The 18,297-nt window shown below is 63.2% G+C and carries 18 protein-coding genes; 10 read left to right on the top strand and 8 right to left on the bottom strand.

Features of this window, described 5'->3' with window-relative positions; genetic code table 11:
* Positions 1-22 precede the first annotated feature (22 nt).
* On the bottom strand, positions 23-901 hold the full coding sequence (locus KUL25_RS11695) for a DMT family transporter (protein WP_257893098.1): 879 nt from the start codon (positions 899-901) through the stop codon (positions 23-25).
* A gap of 135 nt (positions 902-1,036) precedes the next feature.
* Here KUL25_RS11695 and dacB point away from each other — a divergent pair, with 135 nt between their 5' ends.
* Positions 1,037-2,518: a D-alanyl-D-alanine carboxypeptidase/D-alanyl-D-alanine endopeptidase gene (gene dacB, locus KUL25_RS11700; RefSeq protein WP_257893099.1), complete on the top strand. Its 1,482-nt coding sequence runs from the start codon at positions 1,037-1,039 to the stop codon at positions 2,516-2,518.
* 47 nt (positions 2,519-2,565) lie between these two features.
* Here the strand turns inward: dacB and KUL25_RS11705 are convergent, their stop codons facing one another.
* The 3 genes from KUL25_RS11705 to gltX all read right to left on the bottom strand — a co-directional run bounded on the left by KUL25_RS11705 (position 2,566) and on the right by gltX (position 5,665).
* Complete coding sequence (locus tag KUL25_RS11705) at positions 2,566-3,966, bottom strand: MATE family efflux transporter (protein WP_257893100.1); 1,401 nt, start codon at positions 3,964-3,966, stop codon at positions 2,566-2,568.
* Between the two features lie 56 nt (positions 3,967-4,022).
* Positions 4,023-4,229 (bottom strand): mannan-binding lectin, encoded by a 207-nt coding sequence (locus KUL25_RS11710; RefSeq protein ID WP_257893101.1) that lies wholly within the window; start codon positions 4,227-4,229, stop codon positions 4,023-4,025.
* Positions 4,230-4,339: 110 nt separating this feature from the next.
* Positions 4,340-5,665, bottom strand: coding sequence for a glutamate--tRNA ligase (gene gltX, locus KUL25_RS11715; protein WP_257893102.1), 1,326 nt, complete (start codon positions 5,663-5,665; stop codon positions 4,340-4,342).
* 69 nt (positions 5,666-5,734) lie between these two features.
* Here gltX and KUL25_RS11720 point away from each other — a divergent pair, with 69 nt between their 5' ends.
* From KUL25_RS11720 to KUL25_RS11730, 3 genes are all read left to right on the top strand, one after another.
* Positions 5,735-6,136, top strand: coding sequence for a metallopeptidase family protein (locus tag KUL25_RS11720; protein ID WP_257893103.1), 402 nt, complete (start codon positions 5,735-5,737; stop codon positions 6,134-6,136).
* A 95-nt stretch (positions 6,137-6,231) separates the two neighbouring features.
* Positions 6,232-6,972, top strand: a complete 741-nt coding sequence (locus KUL25_RS11725) for a PAS domain-containing protein (RefSeq protein WP_257893104.1) — start codon at positions 6,232-6,234, stop codon at positions 6,970-6,972.
* A 24-nt stretch (positions 6,973-6,996) separates the two neighbouring features.
* Positions 6,997-7,404: an ATP-binding protein gene (locus KUL25_RS11730; protein WP_257893105.1), complete on the top strand. Its 408-nt coding sequence runs from the start codon at positions 6,997-6,999 to the stop codon at positions 7,402-7,404.
* Between the two features lie 58 nt (positions 7,405-7,462).
* Here the strand turns inward: KUL25_RS11730 and KUL25_RS11735 are convergent, their stop codons facing one another.
* The 4 genes from KUL25_RS11735 to KUL25_RS11750 are packed head-to-tail and all read right to left on the bottom strand — an operon-like array spanning position 7,463 to position 10,567.
* Complete coding sequence (locus KUL25_RS11735; RefSeq protein ID WP_257893106.1) at positions 7,463-7,897, bottom strand: DUF1801 domain-containing protein; 435 nt, start codon at positions 7,895-7,897, stop codon at positions 7,463-7,465.
* An 11-nt stretch (positions 7,898-7,908) separates the two neighbouring features.
* Positions 7,909-8,346, bottom strand: a complete 438-nt coding sequence (locus KUL25_RS11740; RefSeq protein WP_257893107.1) for a Tsi3 family protein — start codon at positions 8,344-8,346, stop codon at positions 7,909-7,911.
* Between the two features lie 38 nt (positions 8,347-8,384).
* A complete protein-coding gene (locus KUL25_RS11745; protein ID WP_257893108.1) occupies positions 8,385-9,911 on the bottom strand; it encodes a cryptochrome/photolyase family protein in 1,527 nt (508 codons plus the stop codon).
* Positions 9,908-10,567 (bottom strand): SDR family NAD(P)-dependent oxidoreductase, encoded by a 660-nt coding sequence (locus tag KUL25_RS11750; RefSeq protein ID WP_068359036.1) that lies wholly within the window; start codon positions 10,565-10,567, stop codon positions 9,908-9,910. Before KUL25_RS11750 ends, KUL25_RS11745 begins: the two co-directional genes overlap by 4 nt.
* Positions 10,568-10,801: 234 nt before the next feature.
* On the opposite strand from KUL25_RS11750, the gene KUL25_RS11755 reads away from it, so the two are divergent.
* From KUL25_RS11755 to rodA, 6 genes are all read left to right on the top strand, one after another.
* Complete coding sequence (locus KUL25_RS11755; protein WP_257893109.1) at positions 10,802-12,361, top strand: 2-isopropylmalate synthase; 1,560 nt, start codon at positions 10,802-10,804, stop codon at positions 12,359-12,361.
* A gap of 268 nt (positions 12,362-12,629) precedes the next feature.
* Positions 12,630-13,670, top strand: coding sequence for a rod shape-determining protein (locus KUL25_RS11760; protein WP_068359039.1), 1,041 nt, complete (start codon positions 12,630-12,632; stop codon positions 13,668-13,670).
* 57 nt (positions 13,671-13,727) lie between these two features.
* Positions 13,728-14,672, top strand: a complete 945-nt coding sequence (gene mreC, locus KUL25_RS11765; protein WP_257893110.1) for a rod shape-determining protein MreC — start codon at positions 13,728-13,730, stop codon at positions 14,670-14,672.
* Positions 14,669-15,196, top strand: a complete 528-nt coding sequence (locus KUL25_RS11770; protein ID WP_068359045.1) for a hypothetical protein — start codon at positions 14,669-14,671, stop codon at positions 15,194-15,196. The genes mreC and KUL25_RS11770 overlap by 4 nt, the downstream gene beginning before the upstream one ends.
* A gap of 9 nt (positions 15,197-15,205) precedes the next feature.
* A complete protein-coding gene (gene mrdA / locus KUL25_RS11775; protein WP_257893111.1) occupies positions 15,206-17,155 on the top strand; it encodes a penicillin-binding protein 2 in 1,950 nt (649 codons plus the stop codon).
* The gene (gene rodA, locus KUL25_RS11780) at positions 17,152-18,291 is read left to right on the top strand and encodes a rod shape-determining protein RodA (RefSeq protein WP_257893112.1); all 1,140 of its coding nucleotides are present in this window, start codon (positions 17,152-17,154) and stop codon (positions 18,289-18,291) included. Before mrdA ends, rodA begins: the two co-directional genes overlap by 4 nt.
* Positions 18,292-18,297 lie beyond the last annotated feature (6 nt).

The raw sequence follows: 18,297 nt of genomic DNA on the forward strand, positions 1-18,297 counted from the left end.
GGGTCATGCCACAGAGCGGCGTTCACCGCGTCACTGGATCGGCCACACGGCGCACAAGCAGCGACGCAAGGCCGGACACCATCACCAGGGTGATGCCCGCAAGGGCGAGGGTGTCGGGCAACGAGCCAAAGATCAGCGCCCCGAAAAGCGTGGCCCAGACCAGTTGCGTGTAGACGAAGGGCGCCATGCGGCTGGCCTCAGCCCGTTGATAGGCGATGATCAGCAAGAGGTTCCCAAGCATCGAGCAGGCCGCAGAGGTCAGGGTGAAGGCCATGATCGAGGGGGTCAGCGGTGGCATGGCCGCAACGCCCGGCACCGCAAGGACCAGCGCCCCGATGACAAGCTGCGAAAACAACATGGCGCGGGGGCGCGCCACGTCCGCCATCCAACGGCTCATCACGAGGTAGCAGCCATAGAAAATCCCCGCGAGGGCCGCAAACGCCATGCCCGGCGTCATGCCAAAGCCCGGTTTGACCACCAGAAGGACGCCTATGAACCCGAGACAGATCAGGCCGAAGCGTGAGGCCGAAAACGGTTCGCGCAAAAGCCACACGGACAGGAGCCATGAAAGTATGGGCCCACCGAAAAACGCGGCGAAGACGTTGGCGATGGGCTCGGTGCTGAGCGCCGTCAGGATCGACGTGATCCCCCCAACCAGCATGAAGCCACGCAGCCAGATGCGCCAATCGGTGAACAGGCGGGCTAAAACGAGTCGCAAAACGAAAGGCGCGACCATCAAAGCGCCGAGGGCAAATCGGCTCCAGGCGACGAACACGGGCGCGATCCCCTGGCCGCCGTCTGACAAATCCGCCGTCAAAAGCTTGCCCGCCGTATCCCCGGCAGGGATCAGGGCCATGGCCACCAGCATAAGAGGCAACGCGCGCAGGAAATTCTTGTCCATTGCCCTCTCGCCTATCGCGCTTCACCAGGAAGGGAAACCCTGCACCAGGAAGCACAAAAACGTGTCGCGACGGGGGGTTGAGGGTGGCCACCGCTACAAGGTAATCTCGGCCAAGCTGCCAAATGATATGAACCAATGATTTCCAGACGGATTTTCCTGAGCGGGCTTCTTGCAAGCACCGCGCCCGCGGCTTGGGCTGCGGCGCCCGAACGGTCGTTGCGCCCGTTGGTGCGGCCATCGGATTTCCTGCTGCGCACGATCCCGGAAGCCGCCGACATCCTGCGCGAAGCGGATCTTGGAGGGCGTATCGGCTTCGCCGTCGCCGATGCTGCCACGGGTGAGATGCTGGAGGTGGTGAACCCCCTCTATCCCCTGCCGCCGGCCTCGGTCGCCAAGGCGATCAGCTGCGCCTACGCGCTGGACCGCCTGGGGCCGAATTTCCGCTTCCGCACCCGGCTGGTGTCAAGCGGGGTCCTCGCCGACGGAAGGTTGGACGGAGACCTGTGGTTGGTCGGATCAGGCGACCCGCTGTTCGACACCGATGCGCTTGCAGGTCTGGCCGATGAAATAGTCAACATGGGCCTGCGCGAAGTCACGGGGCGATTCATGGTCGCGACGGGCGCGCTGCCCGAGATTTGGCAGATTGATCCCAGCCAGCTACCCCATGTTGGGTACAATCCGTCGATCTCGGCGCTGAACCTCAACTTCAACCGGGTCCATTTCGAGTGGGAACGGGTGGGCGAGGACTACACAATTTCGATGGACGCGCGCTCGGCTTCCTTGCGCCCTGCCGTTCAGGTAGCGCGCATGCGCGTGGAAGAGCGGACGACCCCTGTCTACACCTACTCGGACGCCGACAGCCACGATGCGTGGACCGTCGCACGGGGGGCACTGGGTGATGCCGGGTCGCGCTGGTTGCCTGTGCGACGCCCGGCTGCGTACATGGCCGAGGTTTTCCAGACCTTGATGGCCGACCATGGAGTGAGCCTGCCCGCGCCGAGCTATGCGTTGGCCGCCCCAGAAACGGCGTTGGTTCTGGCGGAACATGTGTCGGAACCACTTGATGAGATCCTGCGCGGAATGATGCGGTGGTCGACGAACCTGACGGCGGAGGTCGTGGGCCTGATGGCCACTCAAGCCGGAGGTCAACAAGCCACCAGCCTGACCGAATCAGGGGCCGCGATGACCGAATGGATGCGAGAGACCCTGGGCGCGCGGAACGCGACGTTCGTGGATCACTCGGGCCTCGGCGTCGGCAGTCGGATCCGGCCGCAGGACATGACCCACGCGCTTGTCGCGGCAGGGCCAGACGGACTGCTGCGCGACTTGATGAAAGACATCCCGATGCGCGACGACGCAGGCAATGTGATCGAGGGCCATCCGATCGAGGTCGTGGCCAAGACGGGCACGCTGAACTTCGTTTCGACCTTGGCAGGGTTCGCGCGCACGCCATCCGGGCGCGATCTGGCCTTCACCATCTTCAGCGCCGATCTGGATCGTCGTGACGCGATCCCCGAGGATCAGCGCGAGCGCCCCGTCGGCTCTCGCACCTACAACCGGGCTGCCAAGCGCATGCAGCAAGCCCTGATCGAGCGTTGGGGGGCAGTCTACGCGTAGGCCGCAGGACAAATCCTGCCGTTCGGGCGCAGGGTCTTGACCGCAGATCAGCGGTGCCGGTGAAAAAGGGCGAAGATCCGGGAATGCCTGGCGAAAGGTTCAACCTGCTCATCTGACGGGGCAGCCGTCGCGGTCGCCATGATCCAGCGGATCAGCACGAACGACAGCAGCCCGAACACCACGCCGCCGACCGCCTGCCCGATCAGCACGCCTTCTGCCCCTAACCAGGCCGAGAAGATCAGGACCGGCACGATCGTCCCGATCGTATGCCGCCCCCAGTTCACCCACGTGGACGTGTAGGGATAGCCGATATTATTGAAGCTGGCGTTCGACACGAAGATCATCCCGTTGAAGAAGAACGCCAGCGCAAGGGGGCCACAGAACAGGAACAGCAACGCACGGGCATCGCCCGTGGCGTTGAAAAGCGCCGCGATAGGCTCGCGCAGGAAGAAGAGGACAGCGCTGACGAGGATCACAACGATCAAGGTGAACAACATCGCCTCGTAGTACGTGCGGATGACGCGGTCCTGTTTTCCCGCCCCGAAGTTCTGGCCGACGATGGGGCCCACGGCCCCCGACAGCGCGAAGAGTATGCCGAAGGCCACGGGTGTCAGGCGACCGATGATGGCCATGCCTGCGACGGCTTCCTCGCCGTATTGCGCCATGGAGCGGGTCACAAAGGCCTGACCCACGGGGGTTGCCAACTGCGTGAGGATTGCGGGCGCGGCAAGTGCCAGGATCGGAGAGAGGTCGAGCCGCAGGTCCGGGAGGGAGGGTTTGGCAAGGCCGCCGTGGTGGCGGAAGATCGGGATCAGGGCGACAGCGGCAATGGCGATGCGCGCGCAGACCGAGGCGACGGCGGCACCGGTCAGTTCCAGATTGAGGCCAAAGATCAGGATCGGGTCGAGCACAGCATTCACCAAGCCGCCGATGATCGTGGCCATCATGGCCCGGCGTGCATCGCCATGGGCGCGCAGGATCGCGCCGCCGACCATGCCGACCAGCAGAAGCGGCAGCGAGGGGATGATGATCCGCAGGTAAGCCACCGCGAGGTCTTGCGTGGCATCGCTGGCGCCCAGAAGGGCCACAAGAGCAGGCAGGTTCAGCCAGACGATGGCCGCGAAGACACTACCGAACAGCACGCCATATAGCAGCGTCGTGCCCGCACGGCGGCGGGCCAGGGCTTCATCCCCGGCCCCCAAGGCCCGCGCCACCAGGGCGCCGCCCGCGATCGCCATGCCGATCCCGAAAGACGAGGTGAAGAACAGGATCGCTCCCGCATAACCAATGGCCGCTGCCAGTTCCTCTTTTCCCAACATCGAGATGAAGATCATGTCGATGAAGTCGACAAGGAACACGGCCATGAGGCCCACGGAAGACGTGAGCGACATGACGGTTATGTGTTTGAAGAGAGAGCCTTCGAGGAAGACAGCTTGTGACTGGGCCATAGTCCAGCGTGGCACGGCGCGCGGTCCGGCGCCAGTGGGGCGTTAAGGGATGGGCGTTACCGGATCTGGCAGACGGACATCTCATTGGCGATCGTCGTCCACCAATGGCCGGTCCAAGTGGCCCCTTGAGAGGCGGTGATGGCCGGGCAGACCTGTTCAGCATGGCCCTGGTTCCAGGTCGGACCGGCTTCAACCGATTGTTGGGCCGTGGCGGACAGGGGCGCAAGGAGGGCGGCGACGATAAGAAGGGACAGGCGTTTCATGGTGTGGGCTCCGAGTGGGTTGGTGTGTTTGATGAGCCCAAACTAGCCGATCGCCCCGCGTCAATCGCTGGGGCGAATGCCCCATTCGTGAAACGCCCGTTTTGTCCCCTTCAGAGGCTGGGTTTGACCTGCATCAGGCGCATGACGTCGGCCATCTCTGGCCCCTTTTCGCGCCCCGTCACGGCCCTGCGCAACGGCATGAACAGGCCCCTGCCCTTGCGCCCGGTGGCCTCTTTCACAGCCGTGGTCCAAGCCGCCCAGGTCGTCTCGTCGTAAGGCAGATCGGGGAGCATCGCGAAAGCCTCGGCCACGAAGTCCGCATCCTCATCCGCTATCAGCGGGGTCGCCCCGTCACGCAGCAAGGCCCACCAATCAGCCGTCTCGGCGCGCGTGCCGATGTTGGCGCGGGCGACGTCCCAGAAGGCCGGCGCAATCTCGGCCGGGACGCCCAAGGCGGCGACCTCATTGGCGACGTCTTCATACGGCGTTTCGTGCAGCACGCTGGCGGTCAGGGGCCAGAGGTCCTCGACATCGAACTTGGTGGGGGCAGAGCCGAAGTGGTTCAGGTCGAAGCCCTCGGCCAATTCCTCGACCGATCCCACCAGTTCCACCGGTTGAGACGATCCGATCCGCGCCATGTGCGACAGAAGTGCCATCGGCTCCATTCCCGCCGCGCGCAGGTCGCGCAGCGCCAACGTTCCCAGTCGTTTGGACAGCGCCTCGCCCTGGGGCCCGGTCAGCAACGAGTGGTGCGCGAAGGACGGTGCAGAATGACCCAAGGCGTCCATGATCTGGATCTGGGTTGCCGTGTTGGTCACATGGTCCGAGCCGCGCACCACGTGGGTTACGCCCATATCCGTGTCATCCACCACCGAGGCAATCGTATAGAGCACTTGGCCGTCGGCACGGATCAGGACCGGGTCGGAAACGGAGGCCGCATCAATCGACAGATCCCCGAGGATACCGTCGGTCCATTCAATCCGCTCATGATGCAGCTTGAAGCGCCAGACGCCGTTGCCCCGCTCGGCCTTCAACGCGGCCTTCTGATCCTCGGACAGCGCCAAGGCCGCGCGGTCATAGACAGGCGGCAGATGCATGTTGAGTTGCTTCTTGCGCTTGAGGTCCAGCTCGGTCGGGGTCTCCCACGCCTCATAGAACCGCCCCTTGGCGCGGAGTTCATCGGCGGCGGCGGCGTAGCGGTCAAACCGGGCAGACTGACGCTCGATCCGATCCCATGTCAGGCCGAGCCACTCCAGGTCTTCCTGGATCGCGTCAGCGTATTCCTGGGTCGAGCGCTCCGGGTCCGTATCGTCGAGGCGCAGGATGAACTGCCCGCCCGCCTTCTTGGCGATCAGGAAGTTGAACAGCGCAGTGCGCAGGTTGCCGACGTGCAGGAAACCAGTTGGCGACGGGGCGAAGCGGGTGACGACAGACATGTGCAGGACCTTTCAGGGAATGCGCGCCTTCCTCTTTCATGTGCGTCGCGTTTTGTCCATATCGGGGGCATGAACGCTGACCAAACAGCCCCTGATCTGGCCTTGATCGAAGCCCTCGCCCATGCGGCCCGCGATACCCTGGGGGAGCCTTGGGCCGGCCCTGCCCGCGACGTGGTGATCCGGGTTGAGGACATGGCGGAGCCCGAGATGCTCAGCGGTCTTGGCATTGAGGACCCGTTCGAGCTGACTGGCCTTTATGACGGCATCCCGATGACCCAGAAATCAGTGATGGATATGCCCGAGGGGCCGGACACGATCTGGCTGTTTCGCCGCGCGATCCTGGATGAGTGGGTGGATCGGGGTAACGTGACCCTCGCGGAACTGGTCACCCACGTGCTGGTGCACGAGTTCGCCCATCATTTCGGGTGGTCCGACGAAGATATCGCCGCTGTCGATCAATGGTGGGACTAGTCCTTTACGTGTCGCCCGCCCGCCGCAACGTTCTGTTAACGCAACTCGCGATAGACTGCGGTTCGGGGCAATGTTGAACAGCAGCGAGCACGTCGATGATCCAATGCAGCCAATCGGACCGCGCGATGGAGCGGCTTATCAGGTGGACGGACGGCATCGCACTGCCGATGTTCGTGCTGGTGCTGTTGCCTGACGACAGGCTGGAATACGTCCACGCCAATGCCGCCTTTGCTCAGATGACCGATTTACCCCAGACCCTCTTCCCCGGTCGCATCGCCGCAGAGATCTTTCCCGCCCGCCTTGCGGAACGTCTGGAGGCCAACTATCGCCGATGCCTGCGAACGGAAACGCCCTATTCCTATGAGGAATGCCTGATGCTGGAGGGGCGGGATACCTGGTGGCAAACAAGCTTGTGCAAGCCTGCGGGCTTCGACGGCACCGTTGTTCTGGGGGTGACCTCGTCGATCACGGAAGCCAAGGAACGCGAATTCGCCGCCGCCCATTCCCTCGCGGAGCTGACAGAACGGTTCGATGAATTGCGTCTGTTTTCAACCATGGCCGCCCACGACGCCCGCAGCCCGCTGGCCACGGTTTCCAGCCTTATCGATCTTGTCCTCGAAGACTTCGACGACTTGGGCGACGGCAAGGGGGAGTTGTTGCAACTAGCGTCGAATACCGTCAGCGAGGCCTTGGCGCAGATCTCTTCAACCCTGGAGCGGGCGCGGTCCCTTGGGGCAGGCGAAGACGTGCGCACGGTGGTTGATCTGGGTCGTCTGTGCGGTGACATCGCAGCGATGGTGGACCCGGAAATGAACCTGGCGATCGAAGTCCCGTAAACCCATGTCGAATGCGACAAGGTGATGGTGCAGATGGGGGTGCGCAACCTGATGTCGAACGCGGCACGGTTTTGCGAGCATCACATCACCGTACGGGTTTGCGAGGGTCGCTCGCGCGACATGTTGATGATCGAAGTTGCTGATGATGGCCCTGGTCTGCCCGACGGCATGACCCTGCAGGACCTTACCCGAAAGGGAGAGGCCCGCGACGGCGTTCATGGCTTCGGGTTGAGCGCGATCGCGAAGCTGGTCAACAGCCGGGGTGGCGCGTTCGAGGTTGTGCCCCCCGAAGCGGACAACGAATTGCCTGGCGACATGTCCGGCGCGAGGTTTCGGATTGTCCTGCCTGGAAGAATTCTCAGCGAAGGGACCGGCAGGTCGCCGCCCAAGGCCGCGACGCAGACCAACACGGCACCGGTTCCAACCCATTGAAAGGATGGGCCGATCGCTCAGGCGTTCGAGAAGGCGGCAGACCACCAGTGCTGCGGCCTCAATCCGGGTGAACGGGCCAAATCGCGTCAAGATCGCGAAGCCCCGCGCGGATGATCATTTCCAACACGTCCAGGTCGATATCCGCCAGTTTGTTCACATAAAGACACGAAACCGCCTTCTTGTGCTTGCCCAACCGCCCCAGCATCTCGCCGTAGTCTGCGTAACCGGGCATGATATGGATCGACAGGTTCGCCTTGCGCGGGCTGAACCCTGTCGCCAGAAAAGAGCCTTCCCGCCCTGATTTGTAGGTGTAATCATATCGCCCATAGCCAACCAGCGAAGGCCCCCACATACGCGGCTTGAAGCCGCTCACCCGCTGAAACAAGGCGTCCAATGCCAGCCCGTCGGCGCGACGGGTGGGGTGTTCCACGGCCTCTAGAAACGCGGTCACGTCCGCATCGGTGGCTTGGGTCTTGTTGTGCGCTTGCGACATGGGCGTGCCTTTCATCCGGGTGGGCGACGGACGGAGGATAGCAAATCAAGCGCGATTTCGAAATCGGGGCGGCTTTCGGCTTGTCGTTGCGCGATCAACGCCAAAGGTGCCTGCGCATTCCGCATGGCGCGCAGTTCATGAACTGGGCCGCCGGAACCTGAGCCGCCGAGGTTCTGGATCGTATAGCGGATGTCACCGCGACGATTGGGGAACCATTGGCGGTGCAGGCGAAAATCCGCGGTCACGCGCAGGGTCATCGTCAGAGGGTTCCGCACGGCCTCGGTCTGCGTGACATGAAGGGCGTCGTCGCGCATCTCTGCGTGAAACCCCGGCGGCACAAGCGCCACCAGATGGTCTTGAAACGCCACCCAGGTCTCGGCACGGGCCGGGCACGCCATGGAAATCGCGCCGATCATCACGGCGCGACGGGTCAAAGTGGTGCGCGACATGGGCGGAGCCTAGTGCCAAAGCCACGCCCCGCCAAGCGCTATACCTTGGCGCCCTGGTCCAGCTTCTCCAGGAATGCCTTGGCGCTGGTGAGGGTTTCGTCGCGTTTGCCCTCATCCATCCGCGCCCATGTCCGATACATCTGCGCCATGCGGGGGTTGTTGGAGAACCGATCTTCGTGGCGGATGAGGAAATTCCAGTAGAGCGCGTTGAACGGACACGCGCCCTCGCCCGTCTTCTCCTTCACCGAGTAGCGGCAGGATTTGCAATAGTCCGACATCTTGTTGATGTAGTTGCCGCCCGACACGTAGGGTTTGGAGCCCACGACGCCGCCATCGGCAAACTGGCTCATGCCGATGACATTGGGCGCCTCCACCCATTCATAGGCGTCGGCGTAGACGGCCAGGTACCATTCGTGGACCTGATGCGGGTCGATGCCCGCCAGAAGGGCGAAGTTGCCCGTGACCATCAGGCGCTGGATGTGGTGGGCGTAGGCCTCTTCCTTCGTCTGGGTGATCGCCTCGGACAGACACAGCATGTCGGTGTTGCCGGACCAGTAGAAACCGGGCAGGTCGCGGGTGTGATCAAGGGCATTGCGCGACATGTAGTCGGGACCTTCAAGGAAGTAGATCCCGCGCATGTATTCGCGCCAGCCGATGATTTGGCGGATGAAGCCTTCCACGGCGTTCAGCGGCGCGTGGCCATCGCGGTAGGCGTTTTCGGCGGCCTCGCATACCTCACGCCAGCCCAGTAGACCTGCGTTGAGGTACATCGAGATGATGGAATGATAGAGGAACCGTTCGCCTTTCATCATCGCGTCCTGAAAATCGCCAAAGCGCGGTAGCGCCGTCTTGACCCAATGGGTCAGCGCGCGGCGGGCCTGGCCCGTGTCGGTGGCGAACCAGAACGGTTTCAGGTCCCCGAAGTTGTTATCGAAGCGGCTTCCCACAAGGTCCAGAACTTCCTCCACGGTCTCGTCCGGCGTGAAATGCATCGGCGCGGCGTCCACGCTACCAGGCGGCGGCTTGCGATTGTCGTGATCATAGTTCCACTTGCCGCCCTCGGGCTTGTCGCCATCCATCAGAAGGCCCGTCTTGCGGCGCATCTCGCGGTAGAACCATTCCATGCGCAGTTCCTTCCGGCCCTCGGCCCAATCCTCGAAGTCAGCGTGCGAACATAGAAAACGGTCATCGGGGAACTGATGGACGGGAATGGGCATCTCTTCCAGCGCGGCGATCAGGCGGAATTCGCCGGGCTCTGTGGCCAGCACCTCATCCGTAGATGCGTCGTCGCAGGCGCGCAGGATCTCACCGGGGATGGAGCCCGCGTTGTCGGGGTCATCCAGCTTTGTGTAGCGGACCTGCCAGCCGTCCGCGCGCAGGGCCTCCGCGTATTTGCGCATGGCCGCAAAAAGGAAGGCGATTTTCTTGGGGTGATGCGGGACATAATCGGTTTCCGAGGCGACTTCGGCCATCAACACGATGTCGCGGGATTTGTCGGCCTCGCGCAGGGCGGCGATATCGGGGGAGAGTTGATCGCCCAGGATCAGGATCAGGCGCGGCTTCACCACGGGATCTCGGCGCCGGAGTAGTCGACGAATGTGCCGGTCGCCTCCAGACGCTCCATCACGTCGCAGAGCATTTTCGCGGTGTCTTGCGCTGGCACGGTCTTATTTTTCGCCGCATAATCCGCCGTGAAAGGTGTGGCGACCGTGCCGGGATGCATGGCGGTGACTAGGGCGTCGCGGTGGGTGCGCGAGAGTTCGATGGCAGCGCCCCGGATCAACATGTTGGCCGCCGCCTTGGAAGCCCGGTAGCTGTGCCAACCGCCGATCTTGTTGTCGGTGATGGAGCCGACACGGGCGGTCAGGATCGCCGCGACGGAGCGGCCTTTCTTCGGAAGCAGGCGCGGAAGGTGGCGCAGGATATTGGCCGTGCCCATGGTGTTGACGGCGAAGACATCAGCCATGGTGTGGGCGTCGATGGCGGAAAGCTGCTTTTCGGGGGCAGCACCATCCGGTGCGAGGATCCCGGTGGCGACAAAGACGGTCTGGAACGGCCCCTCCAACGCGCCGAGCACGCGGTCAACACTCGCGGCATCCGTCACATCAAGCCCATCCTCAGACCGCGACACGGTCGTGACGTTGCCGCCCCGCGCCCGCATTTCGGCCACCATCGCCTGCCCGATCCCGCCGGACGCGCCTATTACCAATGCATCAATCATGTACCCCGACGTAGACGCGTCAGCGCAACGGTCAACTGCCCTGCCCTTTATTTGGGGTTTTCAAGGCCGTGAGGATCGGTATTGTCTGCGCCCATGACGAAGCGTTCTCATATCACGCCTGCTGCTTTTGCGGCCCTTGGACTGCGCCTCCTTAGTCGCCTCTGAGCGTGCCTTTTGGCGCGAACGCTCAGGGGAGAGAACGCGCCGGAGACCTCAGAAACCAAGGAACATGATATGACTACCGACACCCGAGTATTGATTTTCGACACCACCCTGCGCGATGGCGAGCAGTCGCCGGGCGCGACGATGAGCCACGACGAGAAACTGGAAATCGCCGGGCTTCTGGATGAGATGGGCGTCGATATCATCGAGGCCGGCTTTCCGATTGCCTCCGAAGGCGATTTCAATGCGGTCCGCGAGATCGCCAAAAACTCGGTGAATTCGACGATTTGCGGGCTGGCGCGCGCCAATTTCAAGGACATCGACCGGGCTTGGGACGCGGTGAAGCATGCAAAATCGCCGCGCATCCACACGTTCATCGGCACCTCACCTCAGCACCGGGCGATCCCGAACCTGACAATGGACGAGATGGCTGACAAGATCCACGAAACGGTCACTCATGCCCGCAACCTCTGCGACAACGTGCAATGGTCACCGATGGATGCAACGCGAACGGAGTGGGATTACCTGGCCCGCACCGTCGAGATCGCGATCAAGGCGGGCGCCACGACGATCAACATCCCCGACACCTGCGGCTACACCGCCCCGGTGGAAAGCGCCGACCTGATCCGGCGTTTGATCGACGAGGTTCCCGGCGCAGATGAGATCATCTTCGCGACGCACTGCCACAACGATCTGGGCATGGCGACGGCAAACTCCCTGGCCGCCGTGGCCGGTGGCGCGCGGCAGATCGAGTGCACGATCAACGGCCTTGGCGAACGTGCGGGCAACACGGCGCTTGAAGAGGTCGTGATGGCCATGAAGGTGCGTCACGACATCATGCCCTACACAACGGGCATCGACACGCGCAAAATCATGCACCTGAGCCGCCGCGTGGCCACGGTTTCAGGCTTCAACGTGCAGCCCAACAAGGCGATTGTCGGCAAGAACGCCTTTGCCCACGAAAGCGGCATTCACCAGGACGGGATGCTGAAGTCCGCCGATACGTTCGAGATCATGCGGCCTGAAGACGTGGGGCTGAGTGAAACGAATATCGTCATGGGCAAGCATTCGGGCCGTGCCGCGCTGCGGTCCAAGTTGAAAGATTTGGGCTATGAGTTGGCCGACAACCAGCTCAACGATCTGTTCGTACGGTTCAAGGCGTTGGCGGACCGGAAGAAAGAGGTTTTCGACGACGACCTGATCGCGCTGGTGACCGACGCGGGAAGCGATGGCGAAGGGCATCTGGAGGTCAAGTTCCTGCGGGTGATCTGTGGGACGGAAGCGCCGCAAAGCGCCGACCTGACGTTGCGGGTTGGCGACCAGGACATGCAAGCGACGGCGCAGGGCGATGGCCCCGTGGATGCCGCGTTCAATGCGGTGAAAGAGCTGTACCCCAACGAGGCGGCCCTGCAGTTGTACCAAGTCAGCGCCGTTACGGAAGGCATGGACGCACAGGCGACCGTGACCGTGCGGATCGAGGAAGACGGGCGCATCGCGACGGGCCAGTCTGCAGATACCGATACGGTCGTGGCATCAGTGAAAGCCTACGTCAACGCGCTCAACCGCTTGATCGTGCGGCGCGAGAAGACCGGAACCGACGTGCGCGAGGTGTCCTACAAGGACGTTGGCTGACGCCCGCGCGCACAGGGTTTTGCAAAACCCTGCACAGAGCCTTGCAAGGCTCTGTTCGCCCGCGTCCAATCCCATGCGCCGGGTGCGGAAATCTCTTGCAAGAGATTTTCAAATGCCTTGCAAGGCTTTTGCCCGGCGGCCCCGCGCCGATGCGCCCGCTGCTCGCCCCTTGCCGCCCATGGGGTGCAACGTCTATATGCCGAGTCTCTGGTGGGCATCCTCAGGTAAGGGAGGCCCCTTTTTGAATTGACGAATGGACCCTCGCCCCATGGTCGGATTTTTTAGCAACCTGTTTTCGTCCGATATGGCGATTGACCTCGGGACGGCGAACACGCTGGTTTACGTGCGCGGTCGGGGGGTCATCCTGAACGAACCGTCGGTGGTGGCCTATCAGGTCAAGGACGGCGTGAAGAAGGCACTGGCCTTTGGCGAGGACGCCAAGCTGATGCTGGGGCGGACGCCTGGATCCATTCAGGCCATCCGGCCGATGCGCGACGGGGTCATCGCGGACTTCGACGTCGCCGAAGAGATGATCAAGCACTTCATTTCCAAGGTCCATTCACGCCACACCTTCACCAAGCCCAAGATCATCGTCTGTGTGCCCCACGGCGCCACGCCCGTGGAAAAGCGCGCCATTCGGCAATCCGTTCTTGGCGCGGGCGCGCGCAAGGCGGGCCTGATTGCAGAGCCCATCGCGGCGGCGATTGGCGCGGGCATGCCGATCACGGATCCAACGGGCTCCATGGTCGTGGACATCGGCGGTGGTACGACCGAGGTGGCCGTGCTGTCCCTGGCCGATATCGTTTACGCGCGCTCTGTGCGGGTCGGCGGTGACCGGATGGACGACGCGATTATCAGTTACCTGCGCCGTCAGCATAACCTGTTGATCGGGGAAGCCACAGCAGAGCGGATCAAGACCTCCATCGGCACTGCACGCATGCCCGACGACGGGCGCGGTGCCTCGATGCGCATTCGCGGGCGCGACCTGCTGAACGGGGTGCCCAAAGAGACCGAGATCAGCCAGGCCCAGGTGGCCGAAGCCCTGGCCGAGCCGGTGCAGCAGATATGCGAGGCCGTCATGGGCGCGCTGGAAGCCACCCCGCCCGATCTGGCGGCGGACATCGTGGACCGTGGCGTCATGCTGACGGGCGGTGGCGCGCTTCTGGGAGAGCTGGATCTGGCGCTACGCGAGCAGACGGGCCTTGCCATCAGCGTGGCGGACGAAAGCCTGAACTGCGTGGCTCTCGGCACCGGCAAGGCGTTGGAGTATGAGAATCTGCTCCGCCATGCGATTGATTACGACAGCTAATCGAGCTTTTCTTTCGTTATAGTGCCCCACGGCACATAGCCGCGAAAAGGTGCCCCCATGGCACGCGACAACTACGACGACAGCTATTCCAGACCCGTCCGGCGCTTGCTGTTGGCGGTTCTGGTGCTGTTCCTCCTGGCGCTCGTGCTGGTCTGGCGAATCGACAACCCGCGGGTCGAGCGTATCCGCGCCGCCATTATTGATCGCTACGTGCCCAACATGGAGTGGGTCATGGCACCAGTCAGCGGGATCGCGCGCATGGCGGAAGACTTCCAAAGCTACGCCCGCCTGTTTGAGCAGAACCAGGAGTTGCGGCGCGAGTTGCAGCAGATGCGGGCCTGGCGCGAGGCGGCCTTGCAACTGGAGCAGGAAAACGCCCGGCTGTTGGACCTCAACCGTGTGCAACTGGACCCGGAATTGACGTTCGTGACGGGGATCGTGTTGGCGGACAGTGGGTCGCCCTTCCGGCGGTCGGTGCTGCTTAATGTGGGCGCAAGGGATGGTATTCTGGATGGATGGGCCACGATGGACGGCTTGGGCGTCGTGGGGCGGATCTCGGGCGTTGGAGACCGGACGGCGCGGGTCCTGCTGCTGACGGACGCGGCCAGCCGCATTCCGGTGACGATCATGCCGTCCGGGCAACAGGCGCTGTTGATGGGGGACAACACCGGGACGCCGATCCTCGATTTCATCGACGATGAGCAGGATGTGGCGGCGGGCGACCGGATCGTGACCTCGGGCGATGGCGGGCTGTTCCCGCCGGGCCTCTTGGTGGGTCAGGTCGTATTCACGTCGGATGGACAGATGCGCGCGCGCCTGTCGGCGGACCTGCAACGCCTGAACTTCATGCGAGTAATGCGCAGCCACCCCGGCACGACGCTGGAAAGCCCCGCCGACCTGATCGGCCCGCCCTGGCCGCCCGAGGGGATGCGGCTGGACGAGGACGGCATTCTCGTCCCGCTTGAGACGGCGCGGGGACTGGCGCCGAGCCCAAGCGAATGAGCGCGCTTTCCGCCCGACACATCTGGACCTACCGGGCCGTCTTCTTTGGTCTGTGCCTCGGCGTCATCACGCTGAAGCTGCTGCCCCTGAACCTTGCCGCCAGCGGCATCCCAGGCCCCGATGTCCTTGTGCTTTTGACGTTTGCTTGGATGGTGCGCCAGCCCTTGCTGGTGCCCATCGGGCTGTTGCTGGTGGTCTTCCTACTGGCCGATTTCCTGTTCATGCGCCCGCCGGGCCTATGGACGGCGCTGCTTCTGATCGCCGCCGAAAGCCTGCGTCGCCGCCGCCTGACCATGACCGAGCTGCCGTTCCTGGTGGAATGGGGCACCGTGGCGGTGCTGATCATGGGTATGGTTTTGCTCAACCGGGTGATCTTATGGATGCTGCTGGTAGATCTGAACTCATTGGGTCTTACGTTGGCTCATGGGATTGTGACCATCGCAACCTATCCGATTATCGTTGCCATCTCGAAATTCGTTTTCCGAGTCCGTAAGCTAGGTCCGACCGAGCTCGAGGCGTTGTAAGGGCAAATCATGAAGCGCACCGCCAAGGAAATGGAGGATAGCGCCCGCCAGATCGGGCGGCGCAGTCTCATCGTCGGGGGCCTCTTTGGGGGTACGGCGGCTGTGCTGGCCGGGCGGATGCGGTATTTGCAGGTCGAGCGGGCCGATGATTTTCGCCTGCTCGCCGAGGACAATCGCATCTCTATCCGGGTGTTGCCGCCTGAGCGGGGGTTGATCTTCGACCGCACCGGCGTGCTTCTGGCAGGCAATGAGCCAGTCTATCGCATCACCTTCGTGCGCGAAGATTCCGACGACGTGGACGCAGTGCTGGAGCGTCTGAGCCAAATCGTGACGTTGGACATGCGGGCGTTGGAGCGGACGCGGGAAGAGATCTTCGCCGTGCGCCCCTGGGTCCCGGTGACCATCGCGGATCGTTTGAGTTGGGAAGAGATGTCCTCGGTCGCGGTGAACGCCCCTGCCCTGCCCGGCGTGAACCCCGAGGTCGGCTTGTCGCGCGCCTATCCGATGGGCGCCGATTTCGCCCATGTCGTGGGTTACGTGCGCAACGTTCCAGACGGCTACCGCGATGCCACGGGCGACACGGACCCGGTCCTCAGCATCCCCGACTTCCAGGTCGGCCTGCTCAACGTCGAGGAGGGTCTGGAAGCAAACCTGAGGGGCAGCGCAGGCACCAAGCGGGTGGAAGTCAACGCCAACGGCCGCGTGATGCGAGAACTTGACCGCGACCCCGCAATTGCAGGCGATGACGTGCAACTGACCGTCGATGCGGGCCTACAAAACTACGTCGAAGCGCGGCTGACCGGGGAAAGTGCCGGTGCCGTGGTGATGGATTGCCAGACCGGTGACATCCTGGCGCTGGCCTCGGCGCCCACCTATGACCCTTCGATCTTCACACGGCCCCTGTCGGCCACGATCTACAACGGCTTGCTGAACGACCCCTACCGCCCGCTGGCGAACAAATCGACCCAAGGCCTTTATCCCCCCGGATCGACCTACAAGATGGTCGTGGCCCTCGCGGCACTGGAGGGCGGGTTCATTACCCCGGAAGAGACCGTGAATTGCCCGGGTTTCATGGAGATCGGCAACCGCCGCTTCCACTGCTGGCGACGTAGCGGCCATGGGCGGATGAACCTTGCCGAGAGCCTTTCGCAGTCGTGCGACGTTTATTATTACGAGTTGGCCCAACGGGTGGGGATCGAGAATATCTCGGCCATGGCGATCCGCCTGGGTTGTGGCGTACGCCACGATCTGCCGCTCTCCTCCATCGCGCAGGGACTTGCCCCCACGATGGATTGGAAGCGCCAGCGGTACGAGCAGGATTGGGTCGTCGGCGATACGCTCAACGCCTCCATCGGGCAGGGCTTTGTGCTGTCCTCCCCCTTGCACCTGGCGGTGATGACGGCGCGGATTGCTTCGGGCAAGGCGCTGGAGCCGTCGCTTGTACGCTCGATCAATGGTGTGCCGCAAAGGCCCGGCACCGCGCCTGATCTGGGCATAGACCCTGCGCATCTGGCGCTGGTCCACGAAGGCATGTGGCGCGTCAGCAACCATGCGCGCGGCACAGCCTACCGCAGTCGTGTCATGGGTGACGAATTCACCATTGCGGGCAAGACCGGCACCAGCCAGGTGCGTAACATCACCGCCGCCGAGCGCGCCGCAGGCGTGATCAGCAACGCCGACCTTCCGTGGGAGCGGCGTGACCATGCGCTGTTCGTAGGCTATGCGCCCGCCAACAACCCGCGCTACGCCGTCTCGGTCATCGTGGAACATGGCGGCGGCGGGTCCGTCGCGGCGGCCCCCATCGGCCGCGACGTACTGTTGCGCGCGCAGGTCGGAGACGTGCCGCCGCCCGAGCTTTACCCCGTCAGCCAGCGGCGCGATATCCAGCGCATGCACGAGAGCCTTCCGATCCTCGAAAGCCCGCCCGTCCCCTCCGGCAGAGAGCCGAGCCGCGCATGAGTTTTCTGGAGTACAATGTCAAATCCACGCCAACCGGCTGGCGCAAGATTCTGCACCTGAACTGGGCGCTTGCGATGCTGGTCTGCGCCGTCGCCGCGGTGGGCTTCCTGATGCTGTACTCCGTCGCCGGAGGCTCGTTCAGCCCTTGGGCCGGGCAACAGATGGAGCGTTTCGCACTTGGATTTGCGGTGATGATGGCCGTCGCCATGGTGCCGATCTGGTTCTGGCGCAACATGTCGGTGCTGGCCTACATCGTGGCGATCATCCTGCTGTTGTGGGTGGAATTCTTCGGGGCCACCGGCGGCGGTGCCCAACGCTGGATTGACCTTGGTTTCATGCGGTTGCAACCCTCGGAGATGGCGAAGATCACCGTGGTGATGATGCTTGCGGCCTATTATGACTGGCTCGACCTGGGAAAGGTCTCGCACCCGCTCTATGTCGTGATCCCTCTGCTGATTATCGGTTTGCCCGTCGCGCTGACCTTCATTCAGCCGGATCTGGGGACCTCGCTTCTGATCCTCATGGGTGGCGGTGCTGTCATGTTCATGGCCGGGATGCACTGGCTTTATTTCGTGTCGGTCATCGGCATCGGTATCGGCGCAGTCACCGCCGTTTTTGCAAGCCGGGGCACCGGGTGGCAATTGTTGGCGGATTACCAATACGGGCGCATTGATACGTTTCTTGATCCGTCGTCCGACCCCCTTGGCGACGGCTACCACATCACCCAAAGCCAGATCGCCCTGGGCTCTGGCGGCTGGACCGGGCGCGGCTTCATGCAGGGCACCCAGATCCAGGGCGACTTCCTGCCCGAAAGCCACACGGATTTCATCTTCCCCACCCTGGCTGAAGAATTCGGCTTCGTCGGCGGGGCGTCGCTGCTGCTGCTGTATGTCCTCATCCTCGTGTTCTGCATCGCCACGGCGATGATGGCACGCGATCGCTACGCCTCGCTGATGGTGATGGGCGTGGCGGTAACCTTCTTTCTCTATTTCGCATTGAACATGGCCATGGTCATGGGCCTCGCGCCCGTGGTCGGCGTGCCGCTGCCATTGGTCAGCTATGGTGGCTCGGCCATGTTGGTCCTGATGGCCGCCTTTGGGCTGGTCCAATCCGCACACGTCCACAGAGCCAGGTAAAAAAGC

The sequence above is a fragment of the Gymnodinialimonas phycosphaerae genome (assembly GCF_019195455.1).
GTDB classification, from domain to species: Bacteria; Pseudomonadota; Alphaproteobacteria; order Rhodobacterales; family Rhodobacteraceae; genus Gymnodinialimonas; species Gymnodinialimonas phycosphaerae.

Bases quoted from the DNA above. Each gene is read 5' to 3' on its own strand.
- KUL25_RS11705 (WP_257893100.1), bottom strand. From the start codon at position 3,966: ATGGCCCAGTCACAAGCTGTCTTCCTCGAAGGCTCTCTCTTCAAACAC.
- KUL25_RS11730 (WP_257893105.1), top strand. From the start codon at position 6,997: ATGGTGCAGATGGGGGTGCGCAACCTGATGTCGAACGCGGCACGGTTT.
- KUL25_RS11755 (WP_257893109.1), top strand. From the start codon at position 10,802: ATGACTACCGACACCCGAGTATTGATTTTCGACACCACCCTGCGCGAT.
- KUL25_RS11710 (WP_257893101.1), bottom strand. From the start codon at position 4,229: ATGAAACGCCTGTCCCTTCTTATCGTCGCCGCCCTCCTTGCGCCCCTG.
- KUL25_RS11740 (WP_257893107.1), bottom strand. From the start codon at position 8,346: ATGTCGCGCACCACTTTGACCCGTCGCGCCGTGATGATCGGCGCGATT.
- KUL25_RS11725 (WP_257893104.1), top strand. From the start codon at position 6,232: ATGATCCAATGCAGCCAATCGGACCGCGCGATGGAGCGGCTTATCAGG.
- KUL25_RS11720 (WP_257893103.1), top strand. From the start codon at position 5,735: ATGAACGCTGACCAAACAGCCCCTGATCTGGCCTTGATCGAAGCCCTC.
- dacB (WP_257893099.1), top strand. From the start codon at position 1,037: ATGATTTCCAGACGGATTTTCCTGAGCGGGCTTCTTGCAAGCACCGCG.
- gltX (WP_257893102.1), bottom strand. From the start codon at position 5,665: ATGTCTGTCGTCACCCGCTTCGCCCCGTCGCCAACTGGTTTCCTGCAC.
- KUL25_RS11735 (WP_257893106.1), bottom strand. From the start codon at position 7,897: ATGTCGCAAGCGCACAACAAGACCCAAGCCACCGATGCGGACGTGACC.
- KUL25_RS11750 (WP_068359036.1), bottom strand. From the start codon at position 10,567: ATGATTGATGCATTGGTAATAGGCGCGTCCGGCGGGATCGGGCAGGCG.
- KUL25_RS11770 (WP_068359045.1), top strand. From the start codon at position 14,669: ATGAGCGCGCTTTCCGCCCGACACATCTGGACCTACCGGGCCGTCTTC.
- rodA (WP_257893112.1), top strand. From the start codon at position 17,152: ATGAGTTTTCTGGAGTACAATGTCAAATCCACGCCAACCGGCTGGCGC.
- KUL25_RS11760 (WP_068359039.1), top strand. From the start codon at position 12,630: ATGGTCGGATTTTTTAGCAACCTGTTTTCGTCCGATATGGCGATTGAC.
- mrdA (WP_257893111.1), top strand. From the start codon at position 15,206: ATGAAGCGCACCGCCAAGGAAATGGAGGATAGCGCCCGCCAGATCGGG.
- mreC (WP_257893110.1), top strand. From the start codon at position 13,728: ATGGCACGCGACAACTACGACGACAGCTATTCCAGACCCGTCCGGCGC.
- KUL25_RS11695 (WP_257893098.1), bottom strand. From the start codon at position 901: ATGGACAAGAATTTCCTGCGCGCGTTGCCTCTTATGCTGGTGGCCATG.